Below are 15,341 nucleotides of genomic sequence, written 5' to 3'. Positions count from 1 at the left end.
CTAATGCTTAGTCTTGCGAAGGAAATCCCCCAAAAGGCCGCCCCGCCACAGTGGACAGAGGGGAAGCGCGACCTTCGCCGGGCCCGGGTCGGCTTGTTTCAGCGCGAACTCGTCGCCCGTTCGGTGGGGCGTGACAGGCGCCGGGCGACCGCGAAGCCGGTGCCGAGCAGGACCGCGCCACCGGAAATCCACGGCCAGAGCGGCATCGAGCTGCCGCCGGCCGAGCTCGTCGTCATCGCGGCCGCCGGCACCGCGGCACCCGATCCCGCGACCGTGAGCGCGAAGGGGACCGAACCCGAGACCGGGTGGCCGTCGGCGGAGGTGACGCGGTACCGGATCGCGTAAGTCCCGGCCGGGCCGAGCGGACGTAGCGGCGCGGAGACCCGCGCGTCCACAACGGATGCCGGCCCGGCTTCCCAGTGCGACTTGCCGTCGGGTCCGAGGATCGCGAGCTCGGTGAACGAATTCTCCACGGGCTCGTTGAAGACGAGCACCGCCTCGGCCGGGGACGTGGTGATCGCCGCGCCTGCGGCCGGTGAGCTGGAGACCAGGACGCTGTGCGCGGCCGCCGTGGGCGCGTACAGCAGGACCGCGCAGCCGGCGGCCGCGAGCACCGCGGCGATCCGGACGGGGAAAGACGAGCGGGCAGCCATGGTGTCCTCGCGTTCTCGGGAATTCGGGGAATACGCGAACCGTAGCGAGTGAGCGGCGGACGACAATCGGCGTCGTGAAACGGCTGCGTTAAGCAATTCTCACCGCCCACCCGAACCGTCGATGAAGAACCGGGCAAAACGGGCGGTTGCGCCACTGGTTCGCTGCCGCTTCCACCCGAACGGCTCAGTGAAGTCGCTGTCCGGCGTAGCAACTCACGGCGCCGGTGCGCCAGGCGGCCCAAAGACTTTACCTGGGCTTCATGTGAGGATCACGCCCGGAAACGTGCCGGCTGGTTTTCTGCTCCCCACATCCCGCTCCCGTTCCCTTGCTTGCGCATTCCGGTGGATCCCTTTTCCCGGCCCGCGAATTCCCGTTCTTTGGAGGACGAAACCGTGCGAGGACCCGCACTGCGCCGTGACCACGTCATCGCCGCGAGCCTGGCCGGCGCGGTCGTGGTCGTCGTCGGCTACGCATCCGGCATCGGCCTGCGCCCCGGCGGCTCCGCCGACGCGGCCACGCCGCCCGTGGTCGCGGACGGCGGACACCAGCCGGCCCCGGAGACCCCGGGCACGCAGCAACTCCCGTCCGCGCTGCCGCCGTCGGACGTCCCGGTTCCCCCGCTGCCCGCGGTCCCGGTCGGCGACCAGCCGGTCATGACGGCGCCGTCGATGCCCCCCGACGTGGTCGTGACGCCGACCTCGGATCCCGGGCCTCCCGAACCGACCTCCCCGCCGGAGCCGACGACGACCCCGCCGCTGCCGCCGCCCGGGGCCGAGGTCCCCGCCTGTCAACCCGGTGCGGCGCAACAGGTCCTGGACACCGTCGGCGGGCTGCCGCTCCTCGGCGCCGTGACCACCGGCCTCGGCGTCACCGGCCCGGACGGGGTCGGCGCGCTCGTCCTCGGCTACTGCCGCACCGCCGGCGGCGGCCTCGAACCCGCGATGGTCCCCGCCCGTTCCGTCGGGGTCGCGCCCGCCACCGTCGCGAGTGGACGGTGACGCGTGGACGAAGTCAAGGCGTGGTACGTGTTCGCGCGCACCGTCGACTACACCGGCCTGACCCTCTTTGCCGGCGGACTGCTGTTCGTGGCCGTGTTCTGGCCCGCGGGCGTCGGCCACCGCGGCGCCCGGTCGGTGCTGGTGACGGGCTGGCTGCTGGGCCTGCTCGGCACGCTCGCCGGGCTCGGCCTGCAGGCGGCGTGGGCCGCGCAACGGCCCGCCGGTGACTTCCTGGCCTGGGACCTGCTCGGCCAGGCTCTGGACAGCCAGTTCGGCCGGATCTGGTTCGCCCGGGCGCTGTTGTGGCTGCTCGGCGGCGTGGTGCTGGCCTGGGTGCTGCAACGCGGCCACGCCGCCGCGACGGCGTTGCCCTGGCGCGTCGGCGCCGGCGCCATCCTGCTCGGGTTGCTGCGCACGACCGGCCTCACCGGCCACGCCGTCGAGAGCACCTCGCCGTGGCTGACGCAGATCGCGGACTTCGCCCACCTCGCCGGAGCCTCCGCGTGGATCGGCGGCCTGGCTGTGCTGCTCTTCGGCGTCCTGGCCCGCCGCGACCCCGGCGAACTCGCCACGGTGATCCCGCGGTACTCGAAGCTCGCCATGAGCTCGGTCGCCGTGGTCGTCGCCGCGGGTGTCGTGCTCGCCTGGCAGACCGTCGGCAGCGTCGACCGGATCTTCGGCACCGCCTACGGCCGGACGCTGCTGGTCAAGCTCGGCGTGCTCGCCGTCGTGCTCCTCGCCGCCCAAGCCAGCCGCAGCTGGGTCGGCCGCCGCCTCGACTTCGCCGTCGTCCTGCGCGGGGACGCCGGCACCGTCCGCCCGTTCGTCTACTCCGTCGCCGCGGAGACCACCCTCGTCATCGTGGTCCTCCTCGCGGCGAGCTTCCTCGTCACGGCCAGCCCCGGCCGCTGATCACACCCCGCGAAAGGAGTCCTCAGTGGACAACCCCAGCCCCGCCACCCCCGAGCAGCCGGAGGCGGTGCGGCAACGACGGAACTGGCCCGTCGCCGTCGCGATCGTCGCCCTGGCGGCCGCCTTGTTCAGCATCGCCACGCTTCGCGGCGGGCAGAGCGAGCAGGCCGCACCGGCGGCGGCCACGAACGTCGACCTCGCCGCGCTGGCCAAGCAGAGCCCGCTGGCCGTCCCGCTCTACCAAGGCCTGTCCCAGGAACAGGCGGGAGGCGCCGCGGCCGCCGCGGCGCCGTCGACGAAGTCCGTCGAGGCGATGGGCTACAAGTTCAGCCCGGCGAGCCTGACCATCTCGGTCGGCGACACGGTCACCTGGACCAACCACGACACCGCGCCGCACAACATCGTCGTCACCGACGGCCCGGAGAAGTTCACGTCCCCGACGCTGCAGACCGGGCAGACCTTCAGCCACACCTTCACCCAGGCCGGGACCTACTCCTACTACTGCGCCATCCACCCGGACATGAAGGCCACCGTCACCGTCACCGGCGCGGCCCCGACCAGCGCCCCGCCGACGACGGCCCCGACGTCCGCGCCGACGTCGGAACCGACCCACTCGATGCCGATGCCCTCCACCCCGGCCGGGGGCGGCTCGTGCGTGCCGAAGGCGGTCCTGCAGCCGATCTTCGACCACATCAAGAGCGCGCACCTGGAAACCTCGCCGGGGCAGCAGGTGCAGGACATCCTCAACCTCGACCAGTACATCAAGACGCACACGGTGTGGCTGGAAACGGTGCTCGCCCCGGCGTTCGACGGGTCGGCGGACAAGGTCGTCACCGACACGCTCGCGCCGATCATCGCGCACATCAAGAGCGCGCACCTCGAGACGTCGCTGGGGCAGCAGGTGACCGACCTGCTCAACCTCGACCAGTACATCAAGACGCACACGGTGTGGCTCGAAACCGTGCTCACGCCGCTGCTGAACCAAGCCAGCTGCTGACCGACGCGGTGGCCCGCCCGACCGGGCGGGCCACCGCACCCCGGACGGAGACCCCATGCCCGACACCGAAGTCCTGCCCGCCGTCGGCGAGTCCCCGCCCGGCGCCGTGGCCTACACACTGCGTCGCGACCGCTGCGTCGTCGAGCCCTCGATCCGGCTGGCGCGCCTTCCCGTGCTCCGCGGCCGTCTCACCGCGACCGGCGGTTACCTCGACGTCGACGGTCGGCAGTTCGTACTCGTCCTCGACGCGACTTCGTTGCGGCCCAGCGCCAAGCTGCTGCGTCGCGCGCTCACCAGGGCCCTGCGCGCCGGCGACCACCCGGACATCACCTTCACCAGTGAGGACATCGAGATCGACCCCGCCATCGACATCACCGGCAAGCTCGACGTCGCCGGCGTCACCCGCGAACTGCATCTGCGAGGCGACCTGCGTCACGTCGACGACGACCGGATCGTGCTGTGGGCCAAGGGAATCCTTCCCGCGCCGCGCCGCAAGCCCCGCGGCCTCGGACCCGTCGCGCGGCTGCTCGCGGCCCGCCGGATCCACCTCGAGATCGCCGCCGAGCTCGTCCGATGAGGCGCGCCGTTTCGCTGGCCGCGGCCGGGCTGGTCGTCCTGCTCCACGGAGTGTTCGCCGCGCCACCGGCCCAGGCCGCCGCGCAGCAGGTGATGATGGCGGGTTACGCGTTCTCCCCGGCCGCGCTCACCGTCCACGTCGGCGACACGGTCACCTGGACGCAGCACGACCAGGCCCCGCACGACGCGACGACCACCAGCGCGCCGGTCTCGTTCCGCAGCCCGCAGCTGTCCCAGGGGCAGAGCTGGAGCTACACGTTCCGCACGCCCGGCACCTACGCGTACTACTGCTCGGTCCACCCCGACATGCGGGCTACGGTGACGGTGTTGGCCGCCGCGACGTCCGCTCCCGCTCCGAAACCCACGGCTGCGCAGAATCCGGTAAAGCAAAAACCGGCCCCGGCGACCAGGGGTAGTTCGACGGCGCCGACCACGTCGGCGGCGGCCGCACCGCCCAGCGTCGCCGAATCGTCGCCGGCGCCACCGGCGGTCGCCCAGCAGGCCGTCGCGGCGACCGGCCCCACGTTGGACCCGATGCTCCTCGTCGCCGGGCTGGTGACGGGAGTCGCGATCCTGTGCCTGCTGCTCCTCAGCTCCCGGCGCGCGTCATGACCGGGCCGCCGGGGGATGTTGTGGTTGAAGCGGAACACGCGGCTCGCGGTCGAACGCGCCGCCCAGTGCGCGGATCTCCACGCCCGGGAACGGGCAGTCCGGGCCCGTCAGCCGGACCGGGGCCGCGACAGTGCCGGTCGGCAGCTCGGCCAACTCGCCGTCGGCGGTGACGATCTCGATGCTCCGCACGTGGTCGGCCGCGTAGCCGTGCGCCCCGCCCAGCACCGGGCTCAGACCGGCGCCGTCCGGCGTCGCGGGTTCACCACCTGGTGCGAGGTGGTCTTCACGGCGATCGGCAGGGAGTTTCCCGGGCGAAGTCCGCCGCGACGACGACCGCGGGCGCCAGCGGCTCCCGGTTCGCGGCGCATTCCACAAAGGACTTCGGCACCACCGTTCCAGCGCGGCGTATACAGCCGATATACGCGCAGCGACGGCCCGGGACCCGGGCCCGGGACCGACCAGGGTGTCTCCCTGGGGCGAGCGGGGCCCGCCGGGGGCCACTCTGAACTCAGCGCGGCGAACCCCGCCGCCGGACACCGAGGAGTTCAGATCATGGACATGAAGCTCGAGGTCGTCGTCCTGCCCGTCACCGACGTCGACCGGACCAAGCACTTCTACAAGGCACTCGGCTGGCGCGAAGACGCCGACATCACCTTCGGCACCTCCCGCATCGTCCAGCTCACCCCACCGGGATCACCGACCTCGATCCACTTCGGCACCGGCATCACCGACGCCACCCCGGGCTCGGTACGCAACACCTACCTCGTCGTCGACGACATCGAAGCCGCCCGCAAAGAACTCACCGGCCACGGCGCCGACGTCAGCGAAGTCTTCCACCGCGACGGCACCGGCGCCTTCGCCCCCGGCGTGCACCCCGACCGCGGCACCTACTCCTCGTTCGCGTCCTTCAGCGACCCCGACGGCAACACCTGGCAGCTGCAGGAGGTCACGACCCGGCTGCCCGGACGCGTCGACGGCGTGACCTACGGCTCCACCCAGCGGCTCGAAGACGCGCTGCGCGAGGCCGCCACCGCGCACGGCGAACACGAAAAGGAAACCGGGAAGTACGACGAGCAGTGGCCGTCCTGGTACGCGAAGTACATGGCCGACCACCAGGACGCCTGAAACCACCGAGGAGAACGAAGAAGATGTCCACGATCCACCTCAGCCAGCTGACCACCGCGTCTCCCGAGCAGTTCCTCGCCGGGCTGACGGACTTCGGCCCGGAGCGCGCGAAGCTCTTCGGCCGCAGCGCGAACGAGTACCTGCGGGTGCACGACCAGGGCCCCGGCCACGCCGACGTCACCGAAGGCTCGGGCGGCGTCTGGGAGCGCCTGAGCTACGACTGGTCCGACCCGGCCCGCGTCGTGATGAAGACCACCGACTCCAACACCTGGGGCGGCGCTTCGGGCCACACCTACACCTTCACGCGGCTGGCGGACGGGACGACCCGGATCGACGCCGTGGTCGTGCGGGAAGGCAAGAACCTCAAAGGACGGCTGCTCGGGGGCCTGCTGGGGCTCGTGGGCAAGCGGGTCCTCGGCGGTGAACTGGCCAAGACCGCCAAGGCCGTCGAGGCGCGGCACGCGGGAGTCCGCGACGACGGGTGATCGCCCCGCGCTGCGCTATCGTTCGGGCAAAGGGCACGGTCGTCCCGCCGTCGCCGGGTCGGCCGTGGGAGGTTCGCATGCCGGGGCCCGGGCCGGCGCTGATCGGCCGGCACACCGAGCGCGCCACGCTCGACCGCCTCCTGGCCGACGCCCGGTCCGAGCAGGGCCGGGTGCTGGTCCTGCGGGGCGAGGCCGGGATCGGCAAGACCGCGCTCCTCGAGTACGCGCAGGCGCAGGCGAAGGGGTTCCGGGTCGCGCGCGCCGCGGGCGTCGAATCGGAGCAGGTGATGGCCTACGCCGGGCTGCACCAGCTGTGCGCGCCCTTCCTCGACCGGCTCGACCGCCTCCCCGAACCCCAGCGCGACGCGCTCGGCACGGCGTTCGGGCTGAGCTCCGGCGCCCGGCCGACCCGCTTCCTGGTCGGGCTGGCGGTGCTGACCCTGCTCGCCGACGTGGCCGAGGACCAGCTGCTGCTCTGCCTGATCGACGACACCCAGTGGCTCGACCGGATGTCCGAGGTGGTCCTCGCCTTCGTCGCCCGCCGGCTGCTCGCCGAGCGGATCGTGGTGGTCTTCGCGCTGCGCGAGACCGGCCGCGACCTCGACCTGGCCGGGCTGCCGGAGCTCCCGGTCGGCGGCCTGGGGGAGACCGAGTCGGAGGCACTGCTGGCCTCGGTGCTGAAGGGACCGGTGGACGGCCGCGTCCGCGACCGGATCATCGCCGAAACCCACGGCAACCCGCTGGCCCTGCTGGAGCTGCCCCGCGCGTGGACGGCCGCCGAGCTGGCCGACGGGGTCGGGCCGCCCGGCGCGGTGCCGCTCGCCGGGCGCATCGAGCAGTCGTTCGTCAAGCAGCTGGAGCCGCTGCCCGCCGACACGCGGCTGTTGCTGCTCATCGCCGCCGCCGAGCCGCTCGGCGACGCCACCCTGCTCTGGGGCGCGGCGGGCCGGCTCGGGCTCGGCGCCGACCCCGCGACCGCGGCCGAGGCGACCGGGCTGATCGAGTTCGGCCGCCGGATCCGGTTCCGCCACCCGCTGGTGCGGTCGGCGGTCTACCGGTCGGCGCCGGCGAAGGACCGGCAGGACGTGCACCGCGCCCTGGCGGACGTGACCGACCCGGACCGCGACCCCGACCGCCGGGCCTGGCACCGCGCGCAGGCGACCGTCTCCCCGGACGAGGACGTCGCGGCCGACCTCGAACGCTCGGCGGGACGGGCCCAGGCGCGCGGTGGCCTGGTCGCCGCGGCCGCGTTCTTCGAACAGGCGGCCCTTCTGACGCCGGACGCCGCCCGGCGCGCGGACCGCGAGCTCGCGGCGGCCGCGGTCAAACGCGACGCCGGCGCGCTCGACGAGGCACTCGGCCTCCTCGACTCGGTGGCCGCCGGGCCGTCGGACGCCGGGCGCGCCGCCGAAGCCGAGCACCTGCGCGGACAGATCGCGTTCGACCAGCGACGCGGCGGCGAGGCGGCCCGGCTCCTGCTGCGCGCGGCCGAGCGGCTCGGCCCGTTCGACGCGAACCGGGCGCGGGAAACGTACTTGGAAGCGCTGGCGGCAGCCCTGTGGGCCGGCGCGGACCGGACCGAGCTCGCCGCGGCGGCCGAGGCCGGCCGCGCCGCGCCCCCGGCACCCGTGCCGCCCCGCGCCGTAGACCTCGTCCTGGACGCCCTCGCCACCCGGGTCACCGACGGCTACCGGGCCGCGGCCCCGCTGCTGTCCGAGGCCTTGGCGGCCGTCCGCGGCCTGGACGTCGGCGCCGAAGACACCGGGCGCGTGCTCTGGCTGCTGGGCAACCGGGCCGGCGGCCTGATCGCCACGGAAGCGGCGGACTTCGCGGCGGCGCGGGCGTTCGCCGCGCGCCAGGTCCAGCTCGCCCGCGACGCCGGCGCCCTCGTGCAGCTGCAGTTCGCGCTCAACTTCCTTGCGGTCAACGAGCTGCTTGCGGGCGAGCTCACCGCGGCGGCGGCGTCGGCCGAAGAGGACCGCGCGATCGCCGACGTGACCGGCAACGCGCCGGTCGGCTACGCCGCGATGCTGCTCGAGGCGTTCCGCGGCCGGGAGGCTCAGGCGGTCGAGCTCTTCGACGACACCGCGCGCCAGGCGTCAGCGCGCGGCCAGCTCCGGCTGGTCACCTTCGCCGACTACGGGCGGGCGGTGCTGTACAACGGCCTCGGCCGCCACGACGCCGCGCTGGCCGCCGCCCGCCGCGTGTTCGACCACGACGTGGTGGGGTTCCAGGGCCTCGCCACCGCCGAACTGGCCGAGGCGGCTTCGCGCACCGGGGACGAGGAGCAGCTCCGGGCCGCGGCGGCCCGGTCGTCCGAGCGGGCGGAGGCGGCCGGCACCGCGGAAGCGCGGGGGATGGACGCCCGCGTGCGCGCGCTGGGCGGCAGCGGATCCGGCGCCGACCGGCTCTTCCGCGAGTCGATCGCGTTGCTCGAGGAGACGACGCTGCGGGTGGACCTCGCCCGCGGCCACCTGCTGTACGGCGAATGGCTGCGTCGCGAAGGCCGCCGCGTGGACGCCCGTGCGCACCTGCACACGGCCCACGAGCAGCTGGCCGGAATGGGGTTGACGGCGTTCGCCGACCGGGCCCGGCGGGAGCTGCTGGCCACGGGGGAGACCGCGCGGAAACGCACGGCGGAGCCGGCCGGCGAGCTGACCGCCCAGGAGTTCCAGATCGCCCGGCTGGCGGCCGAGGGCTATTCGAACCCCGAGATCGGCACCCGGTTGTTCCTCAGCCCGCGCACGGTCGAATGGCACCTGCGCAAGATCTTCACCAAGCTCGGGATCAGCTCACGCCGTCAGCTGCGCGACGCCTCGCTCGTCAGCGCGTGAGCCGCGCCGGGCGCCTGACGCGGGCCGTTTCTGCTTCACGCGTGAACTGACGTAGGGGTCGGTCTCGGTGAACCCATCAGCCGGCGGCGCTGACGAGGTGTCGAGCCCGCAGCTCTGCGGGGTGCTGGTGCCGACGCCGCGCGGGTCGAAGCCGATCAGGTCGTAGCCGTCCAGGACGGACTTGGGCAGCGCCGGACCGCCCGGGTTCAGCACCAGGACGCCGTGGCGCTTAGCCGGGTCGGTGGCGGCCAGTTTCGAGATCACCACCTCGATCGGCTTGCCGTCCGGCCGGCCGTAGTCGAGGGCGACCTTCACCTTCGCGCAGGTGACCCGGGGATCCCGGGCCGTGCCCGGCGCTGCGGCCGGTGGCGCGCTCGATGCGGGGTCTTCGTCGTCCGCGCTGTCGCAGGCGGCCACGCCGAGGACAGTCTCGGTCGTGACCGCCAAGGCTGCGGCGAACCAGTGGCCTCGTGGCTGGTGCATGGGTGCTCGCCCTCCGATTTCCGGCGCCGGCGGGCATTTCCGATCTCCGGCGCGTTACGGCTCATTCGTCCTCAGTGGACGGATCCTTACGGCCGGCGGTAGAGGGTGATGGAGTGGCCGACCTCGTCGATCGGGGTGCTGCCGGAGAGCAGCGCCGTCAGCCGGTCGTCCGCCTTGGCGACGGCGGAATCCGACACGGCGAGCAGTTCGTGCACCTCGTCCGGGGGCACCTCGCGCGGGTCGGCGGCGTCGATGCCGTAGGCGGACGGTACGCCACTTCCCTTGTAGACGAGCCAAACCCGCTCGCCGGGGTGGTGCCGCTCCAGCCGGTCGGCCAGGCGGCCCAGGTCCTGGCCCCAGTCGACGTTCGAGTCGTGCAGGAGCAGGTGGGTCCGCGTCGGACCGCCGAACGCCTCGTTCGAGTACGGCAGGTAGTAGGGGAACGTGCGCAGCGAACTGACCGCCGCGAAGACGACCAGGGCCGCCACCGCGGCGTGCGCCCACCGCGCGCGGACGACGACCAGGCCGGCCGCCGCGACCGCCAGGAACATCGGCACGAAGATCGCGTACCGGACGCCGAGGTCGCGGGTGCTGGTCATCGCCGCGGCCAACAGCACGACCGCGGGGACGAGCACGTAGGGCGCCGCCGGGCGCAGCCGGCGGACCGCCACCAGCGCGACCGCGCCGGCCGATCCCAGGGCCAGCGCGCCCAGTGGCAACTTCACCAGCAGCGCGACCGGGAGGTAGTACCACACCGCACCCGCGTGGTAGCTGCCGAGCAGGAAGGTGCTCCAGGCCTGGTCCTCGAAGCCGAACTGGACGCGCATCCCGTCGAGGTACGGCCGGGGCAGCGGCAGCAGATCGGCGAGTGCGCGCAGGCCGTGCGAGGCCGGCAGGCCCGCCGGCGCCGCCCAGCGCAGCCGCGGATCCACGGCGAGGTAGGCGGCCCACACCACGGCGATCGCGATCAGGGCCACGGCGACCGCCGCCGCCACCGCGAAGCCGAGCCGCCGGATCGTCCTTTGTGGACTACCGCTACCGCGGGCGTGCCACGCGGACAGCACGACCAGGAGCAGCAGCACCGGAACCGCGGCCAGCGCACTCATCTTCGTGGCCACGGCCGCGCCCAGGGCGAGCCCCGCCAGCGGGAGGTACCGGCCCGGGCGGCCCCGGGCCCGCCACAGCAGCCAGGCCGACGTCAGCACGAAGCCGGCCACCGGGACGTCGAGGGTGGCCAGGGACCCGTGCGCGATGAGATCAGGGGAGAACGCGTAGAGGGCGAGTGCCGTCACCCCGCCGAGCGGGCCGGTCAGGTCGCGCGCGAAGAGGAAGACGACCAGGCCGAAGAGCAGCGTCAGCACGATCACCGGCAAGCGCGCCAGGAGCAGCAGCCGGCTCGGGTCGTTGCCCGACTCGTACAGCACGTGCCGGCCCAGCTGCGTCTGGTCGCCGGTGAAGCCGGGGTCGAGGTGGACGTCGGCGAACGCCAGGCCGGTCGCGATGAGCAGCTTGCCCAGCGGCGGGTGTTCCGGGTTGTACCGCAGGCTGTGCTGCTCCAGGTAGACCACGGCGGTGCCCACGTAGACCGGCTCGTCGATCGTCGGCGACTGCGCGACGGCCGTGGTGATCATCGCGACCGCCATCTCCGCGAGCAGCGCGACCACGACGAGCGCGAGCGACCATCGGCGCAGGCGGTCCCGCGGGCGCCCGCGGAGTTCCGGCGGCACGTCCTCCGTGGTCACCGCGCTCGTGGTCGGCGGCGGGCTCGTGGAGAGGGACAACCCGCGGTTCCTTCCGGCCGGGGAGCGGGGTCACCTCATGGACGTCCGGCGGGCGCTCCGGTTCCCGCGTCCGGTCGTACCGCGTCGCCGTCCGGAGTGGACGGCGCGGCGGCGGGGGTGCGCAGCATCCGGGCCGCCAGCTCGGCGTAGGACTCGCCGAGGGCTTCGGGGGAGTCCGCGCCGTCGAGCCGGTACCAGCGCACCAGGTCGATGCCGAGCGACAGGATCGCGCGCACCGACCGGTCGATGTCGGGCACGTCGAACACGCCCTCGCGGGCTCCGCTCTCCACCGTAGTCCGCACCACCGCGGAAAACTGCTGCCGGAGTTCGAGGATCTCCTCGAGGTGCGCCGGCTCGAGCGCGGCCAACTCGTACTGGCACACCCTCGCCACGGTGTGGTGGCGCGCGTGCCACGACACGTGCGCGGCCACCAGCCGCCGGATGCGCCGCGCGGGGTCGCCGTCGTCGGGCTCGGCCGTCAACGCCGCGAGGGCGCGCTCGTGCCCGGTCCGCGCGATGTGGAACAGGACGGCCTCTTTGGAGGCGAAGTGCACGTACAGCGAGCCGGGGCTGAGGCCGACGACGGTGGTGATGTCGCGGGTGGTGGTCGCGTGGAAACCCTTGCGGGCGAAGCACTGCACGGCCGAGGACAGCAACGCGCGCGCCACCGGGGAGATGTGCTCTCCCCAGAACTCGTCCGGGACGGCTTCGGGGCCGAGCTCGGTCTTGAGCCGCGCCGCCGGGTGCGGTCCGCCGCCGCGCCGGCGCTCTTTCCCTGGCATCGCGAGCTCCCCTCGACTTGACACTTCCCGGTGCCGGAGTCATGGTAACTGGGCGCTCAGTCAGTCGACGAAGACCTGAGGAGAGCCGCGATGGGACAGAGCACGCCGACCGTCGTCCTCGACGGCTTCTCCTACCTCGAGTGCCCGAGGTGGCACGACGGCCGGTTGTGGGTCTCGGACTTCTACACCGAAAAGGTCGTGGCGATCGACGCCCGCGGTGGCGTCGAGGTCGTCGCCGAGGTCCCCGGGCAGCCGTCGGGCCTCGGGTTCCTGCCCGACGGGCGCCTGCTCGTCGTGTCGATGCGCGACCACCGCCTCCTCGTGCGCGACGAACCGGGGCGGCTGACCGAGCACGCCGACCTGTCCGGGGTGGTGTCCGGGGTGCTCAACGACATGGTCGTCGACGACGGTGGCCGCGCCTGGGTCGGCAACTTCGGCTTCGATCTCATGGGCGGCGCGCCCCTGCGCTACACCACGCTGACGCGCGTCGACCCGGACGGGAGCGTGGCCGTCGCCGCCGAGGACCTCGGGTTCCCCAACGGCATGGTGATCCTGCCCGGCGGCGTGCTGGTCGTCGCCGAGACCTTCGCCGGGCGGCTGACCGCCTTCGACATCGGCGAGGACGGCGAGCTGAGCGGGCGGCGCGTCTGGGCGCAGTTCGGGGAGACGCCGCGGACCGAAGACGTCGGCGAAGCGGTGGCAGCACTCGAAGTGGCGCCCGACGGCATCTGCGCCGACGCCGAGGGCGCGATCTGGGTGGCGGACGCCGTCCACAACCGCGTCCTGCGCGTCCGGGAGGGCGGCCGGATCGTCGACGAGATCGACGCCGGCACCGGGGTCTTCGCCTGCATGCTCGGCGGCGACGACGGGCGGACGCTGTACCTCTGCGCGGCGCCGTCCTTCGCCGAGCACGAACGGCGCCCGGTCCGCGAGGCCCAGTTGCTCGCGGTCGGGGTCGACGTCCCGCACGCCGGCCTCCCCTGAACCGACCGCCGAACCGGAGGGCCCGCATGGACGTCTCCTGCGCTTTCCCCACCGCACTGAACTCCCCGGACCACATCGCCGTGGCCGAAGAGCTGGGCTACGCGCGGGCGTGGGTCTACGACACCCCGCAGCAGAGCCCCGACGTGTGGATGACGCTCGCGCTGGCCGCCGAGCGGACCGAACGGATCGGCCTCGGCCCCGGCGTGCTGGTGCCCAGCCTGCGGCACCCGATGGTCAACGCCGCGGCGACCGCCACCCTTGCCGCGCTGGCGCCCGGCCGCGTCGCGGTCTCCTTCGGCACCGGCTTCACCGGCCGCCGCGCCATGGGCTACCGCGCGGTCACCTGGTCGTTCATGGACTCCTACATCCGGGCCTACCGCGGTCTGCTGCGGGGTGAGGTCGTCGAATGGGAGGGGGCCCGGATGCGGATGCTGCACCCCGGCGGCCACGCCCCCGCCCGGCCCGTCGACGTCCCCGTGCTGATCGGAGCGCTGGGACCGAAGGGACACCGGGTGGCCAGGGAACTCGGCGACGGGCTGTACGTGACGCTGCAGCTGCCCGAGTTCGCGACGGAGTACTCGTGGGTGCCCTACCTCGTCTGGGGCACGGTGCTCGACGAGGGGGAGGCCACCGACACCGAGCACGCGCGTCTCGCCGCCGGACCGGGCTGGGCACTGGCCTACCACGGCGCCTACGAGTTCGGTGGCCCCGCGGCCGTGGGCGAACTGCCGGGCGGCGCGGAGTGGCTGGCGGTGGTGGAGCGGACCCCGCCGGAGGAACGGCACCTCGCCGTCCACAGTGGACACTGTGTCGAACTCGGGGAGGCCGACCGAGCGGCCTGGCGGGCCGGCGGCCACAAGATGCTGCGGGACGTCACGATGACCGGCACGCGCGAACAGATCGGGGAGCGGCTGGCCGAGGCCGCCGCGAAGGGCGTCACCGAGATCGTGTTCCAGCCGACCGGGCCCGACGTCCGGGGCGAGCTGGAGCGGTTCCTCGACGCCGCGACCGCCGGACGCTAGCGCGGGCCGGCGGCGTGCTCGGCCAGCCCGGTCGCCATGTCCCGCATGAAGCGCTGGAGGTAGCGCTTGAGGAACCGGTGCATGCCGAAGCGCGCCGAATACGTGCCGTGCCAGCGGATCCGGGTCCCGCCGCCGGGCAGTTCCCGCAGCTCGACCGCCGCCCGGTAGCCGGTCAGCTGCGGGTTCTCGGCTCCCTCGTAGGCGAACCGTCGTTCCGGTTCAAGCGCGTCGCCTCCAAGGCGTCGACGCGATTCGGCGGTGACGTCGTAGGACTGCTGGATCATGACCGCAGGCTATGACCGGTGAGGGGCGCGGCCCAGGCGTGGAATTGCGGTGTGCCGGTCAGGAATTGCGGTAAGCCGACGGGCGGGCGCCGACGTACCGGACGAACGCGCGGTCGCGGCCCGGAACACCCGGACCAGGTGGTAGACCGACAGGTGCACCTCGCCAGCGAGATCGGCCAGCGTGACCGGCTCGGCCAGCCGCTCGCGCAGGAACGCCACCGCCGCGCGCATCCGGGCGTCCTCCCGTCCGGGAGAGCCGCAGCCGCCCGTGCCGGGTCAGCAGGTGCGTGGCCAGGAAGGCGGCCGCGGACTCGGCGTACCGCTCGTCCGCGCCGCCCGGCGACCCCAGCGCCCGGACGGCGGCTTCGAGCAGCGGGTTGCCGACGGCGACGGACGCGGCCATGGCCTCGAAGTCCGGTACGTCGCCACCCAGCCGCGTCACCGCCGAATCGACGGTGTCGCGCGGGATGTGCACCTGGACGCTGCGCATGTCCGCGTCCCCGCGGTAGCGGCGGACCACGGCCTGGTGCGGGAGGCCCAGCCGGACCCGGCCGGGCAGCCGGCGATCGCGGACGGCCCGGCCGCCGGCCCGCATCTCCAGCTCGGCCCGGCCCGACACCGGCAGCACCAGGTGCAGGTCGGCGGCCGCGGGCAGCGCCAGCTCCTCGGCGACCGGGACGTGCTCGAACCGCTGCACGAGCAACGACCGCCAGCCCGCGTCTTCCCAGCTGCAGAACGTCCGCCGCACGAAGCGATCCGTCTCGAAACCGGTGTACGGCTGCAGGTCGAACCGGGCCGAGTCGAAGACCATG

17 protein-coding genes are annotated in these 15,341 nt (G+C 73.5%); 10 read left to right on the top strand and 7 right to left on the bottom strand.

The genetic code is table 11. The features are described 5' to 3' along the window. Positions 1 to 98 precede the first annotated feature (98 nt). Positions 99 to 653 (bottom strand): copper resistance CopC family protein, encoded by a 555-nt coding sequence (locus ACZ7OH_RS42500; RefSeq protein ID WP_470286092.1) that lies wholly within the window; start codon positions 651 to 653, stop codon positions 99 to 101. A 393-nt stretch (positions 654 to 1,046) separates the two neighbouring features. On the opposite strand from ACZ7OH_RS42500, the gene ACZ7OH_RS42495 reads away from it, so the two are divergent. The 5 genes from ACZ7OH_RS42495 to ACZ7OH_RS42475 are packed head-to-tail and all read left to right on the top strand — an operon-like array spanning position 1,047 to position 4,749. Further along, on the top strand, positions 1,047 to 1,652 hold the full coding sequence (locus ACZ7OH_RS42495; protein ID WP_470286091.1) for a hypothetical protein: 606 nt from the start codon (positions 1,047 to 1,049) through the stop codon (positions 1,650 to 1,652). A gap of 3 nt (positions 1,653 to 1,655) precedes the next feature. Beyond that, on the top strand, positions 1,656 to 2,564 hold the full coding sequence (locus tag ACZ7OH_RS42490) for a copper resistance D family protein (protein WP_470286090.1): 909 nt from the start codon (positions 1,656 to 1,658) through the stop codon (positions 2,562 to 2,564). 25 nt (positions 2,565 to 2,589) lie between these two features. Next, positions 2,590 to 3,561, top strand: a complete 972-nt coding sequence (locus tag ACZ7OH_RS42485; protein ID WP_470286089.1) for a cupredoxin domain-containing protein — start codon at positions 2,590 to 2,592, stop codon at positions 3,559 to 3,561. A gap of 55 nt (positions 3,562 to 3,616) precedes the next feature. Further along, the gene (locus ACZ7OH_RS42480; RefSeq protein WP_470286088.1) at positions 3,617 to 4,138 is read left to right on the top strand and encodes a YceI family protein; all 522 of its coding nucleotides are present in this window, start codon (positions 3,617 to 3,619) and stop codon (positions 4,136 to 4,138) included. After that, positions 4,135 to 4,749: a cupredoxin domain-containing protein gene (locus ACZ7OH_RS42475; RefSeq protein ID WP_470286087.1), complete on the top strand. Its 615-nt coding sequence runs from the start codon at positions 4,135 to 4,137 to the stop codon at positions 4,747 to 4,749. Before ACZ7OH_RS42480 ends, ACZ7OH_RS42475 begins: the two co-directional genes overlap by 4 nt. Here ACZ7OH_RS42475 and ACZ7OH_RS42470 read toward each other — a convergent pair. Further along, positions 4,744 to 4,974 carry a hypothetical protein gene (locus ACZ7OH_RS42470; RefSeq protein WP_470286086.1) on the bottom strand — a complete coding sequence of 77 codons (231 nt, stop codon included), beginning with the start codon at positions 4,972 to 4,974 and terminating at the stop codon, positions 4,744 to 4,746. The two genes, ACZ7OH_RS42475 and ACZ7OH_RS42470, sit on opposite strands and share 6 nt — an antisense overlap. A gap of 327 nt (positions 4,975 to 5,301) precedes the next feature. Between ACZ7OH_RS42470 and ACZ7OH_RS42465 the strand changes: the two genes are divergently transcribed. The 3 genes from ACZ7OH_RS42465 (at position 5,302) to ACZ7OH_RS42455 (ending at position 9,193) form a co-directional block, all read left to right on the top strand. Then, a complete protein-coding gene (locus tag ACZ7OH_RS42465) occupies positions 5,302 to 5,874 on the top strand; it encodes a VOC family protein (RefSeq protein WP_470286085.1) in 573 nt (190 codons plus the stop codon). 23 nt (positions 5,875 to 5,897) lie between these two features. Beyond that, the gene (locus tag ACZ7OH_RS42460; RefSeq protein ID WP_470286084.1) at positions 5,898 to 6,359 is read left to right on the top strand and encodes a hypothetical protein; all 462 of its coding nucleotides are present in this window, start codon (positions 5,898 to 5,900) and stop codon (positions 6,357 to 6,359) included. A 77-nt stretch (positions 6,360 to 6,436) separates the two neighbouring features. Continuing rightward, on the top strand, positions 6,437 to 9,193 hold the full coding sequence (locus tag ACZ7OH_RS42455) for a helix-turn-helix transcriptional regulator (RefSeq protein ID WP_470286083.1): 2,757 nt from the start codon (positions 6,437 to 6,439) through the stop codon (positions 9,191 to 9,193). Here ACZ7OH_RS42455 and ACZ7OH_RS42450 read toward each other — a convergent pair. The 3 genes from ACZ7OH_RS42450 to ACZ7OH_RS42440 form a co-directional block, all read right to left on the bottom strand. Continuing rightward, complete coding sequence (locus ACZ7OH_RS42450) at positions 9,152 to 9,676, bottom strand: hypothetical protein (RefSeq protein WP_470286082.1); 525 nt, start codon at positions 9,674 to 9,676, stop codon at positions 9,152 to 9,154. The genes ACZ7OH_RS42455 and ACZ7OH_RS42450 overlap by 42 nt on opposite strands. Before the next feature lie 86 nt (positions 9,677 to 9,762). Next, positions 9,763 to 11,457, bottom strand: a complete 1,695-nt coding sequence (locus ACZ7OH_RS42445) for a phospholipid carrier-dependent glycosyltransferase (protein WP_470286081.1) — start codon at positions 11,455 to 11,457, stop codon at positions 9,763 to 9,765. 35 nt (positions 11,458 to 11,492) lie between these two features. After that, the gene (locus tag ACZ7OH_RS42440; RefSeq protein WP_470286080.1) at positions 11,493 to 12,239 is read right to left on the bottom strand and encodes a TetR/AcrR family transcriptional regulator; all 747 of its coding nucleotides are present in this window, start codon (positions 12,237 to 12,239) and stop codon (positions 11,493 to 11,495) included. 90 nt (positions 12,240 to 12,329) lie between these two features. On the opposite strand from ACZ7OH_RS42440, the gene ACZ7OH_RS42435 reads away from it, so the two are divergent. Together ACZ7OH_RS42435 and ACZ7OH_RS42430 are read left to right on the top strand one after the other, a co-directional pair. Then, positions 12,330 to 13,223 (top strand): SMP-30/gluconolactonase/LRE family protein, encoded by an 894-nt coding sequence (locus tag ACZ7OH_RS42435; RefSeq protein ID WP_470286079.1) that lies wholly within the window; start codon positions 12,330 to 12,332, stop codon positions 13,221 to 13,223. A gap of 26 nt (positions 13,224 to 13,249) precedes the next feature. Next, entirely contained in the window at positions 13,250 to 14,245 is a 996-nt protein-coding gene (locus tag ACZ7OH_RS42430) for an LLM class flavin-dependent oxidoreductase (RefSeq protein WP_470286078.1), read from the top strand. Here ACZ7OH_RS42430 and ACZ7OH_RS42425 read toward each other — a convergent pair. Next, complete coding sequence (locus ACZ7OH_RS42425; protein ID WP_470286077.1) at positions 14,242 to 14,529, bottom strand: SRPBCC family protein; 288 nt, start codon at positions 14,527 to 14,529, stop codon at positions 14,242 to 14,244. The genes ACZ7OH_RS42430 and ACZ7OH_RS42425 overlap by 4 nt on opposite strands. A gap of 58 nt (positions 14,530 to 14,587) precedes the next feature. Continuing rightward, positions 14,588 to 15,340: an AraC family transcriptional regulator gene (locus ACZ7OH_RS42420; protein WP_470286076.1), complete on the bottom strand. Its 753-nt coding sequence runs from the start codon at positions 15,338 to 15,340 to the stop codon at positions 14,588 to 14,590. Between the last annotated feature and the right edge of the window lies 1 nt (position 15,341).

It is taken from the genome of Amycolatopsis sp. NPDC114478, from assembly GCF_055633805.1.
Note: the sequence above shows the minus strand (reverse complement) of the source record. Positions and strands in the feature narration are given on the sequence as shown.

Coding starts and splice junctions, on each gene's coding strand:
- ACZ7OH_RS42500 (WP_470286092.1), bottom strand. CDS start 653: ATGGCTGCCCGCTCGTCTTTCCCCGTCCGGATCGCCGCGGTGCTCGCG.
- ACZ7OH_RS42480 (WP_470286088.1), top strand. CDS start 3,617: ATGCCCGACACCGAAGTCCTGCCCGCCGTCGGCGAGTCCCCGCCCGGC.
- ACZ7OH_RS42475 (WP_470286087.1), top strand. CDS start 4,135: ATGAGGCGCGCCGTTTCGCTGGCCGCGGCCGGGCTGGTCGTCCTGCTC.
- ACZ7OH_RS42465 (WP_470286085.1), top strand. CDS start 5,302: ATGGACATGAAGCTCGAGGTCGTCGTCCTGCCCGTCACCGACGTCGAC.
- ACZ7OH_RS42460 (WP_470286084.1), top strand. CDS start 5,898: ATGTCCACGATCCACCTCAGCCAGCTGACCACCGCGTCTCCCGAGCAG.
- ACZ7OH_RS42455 (WP_470286083.1), top strand. CDS start 6,437: ATGCCGGGGCCCGGGCCGGCGCTGATCGGCCGGCACACCGAGCGCGCC.
- ACZ7OH_RS42450 (WP_470286082.1), bottom strand. CDS start 9,676: ATGCACCAGCCACGAGGCCACTGGTTCGCCGCAGCCTTGGCGGTCACG.
- ACZ7OH_RS42440 (WP_470286080.1), bottom strand. CDS start 12,239: ATGCCAGGGAAAGAGCGCCGGCGCGGCGGCGGACCGCACCCGGCGGCG.
- ACZ7OH_RS42435 (WP_470286079.1), top strand. CDS start 12,330: ATGGGACAGAGCACGCCGACCGTCGTCCTCGACGGCTTCTCCTACCTC.
- ACZ7OH_RS42430 (WP_470286078.1), top strand. CDS start 13,250: ATGGACGTCTCCTGCGCTTTCCCCACCGCACTGAACTCCCCGGACCAC.
- ACZ7OH_RS42425 (WP_470286077.1), bottom strand. CDS start 14,529: ATGATCCAGCAGTCCTACGACGTCACCGCCGAATCGCGTCGACGCCTT.
- ACZ7OH_RS42420 (WP_470286076.1), bottom strand. CDS start 15,340: ATGGTCTTCGACTCGGCCCGGTTCGACCTGCAGCCGTACACCGGTTTC.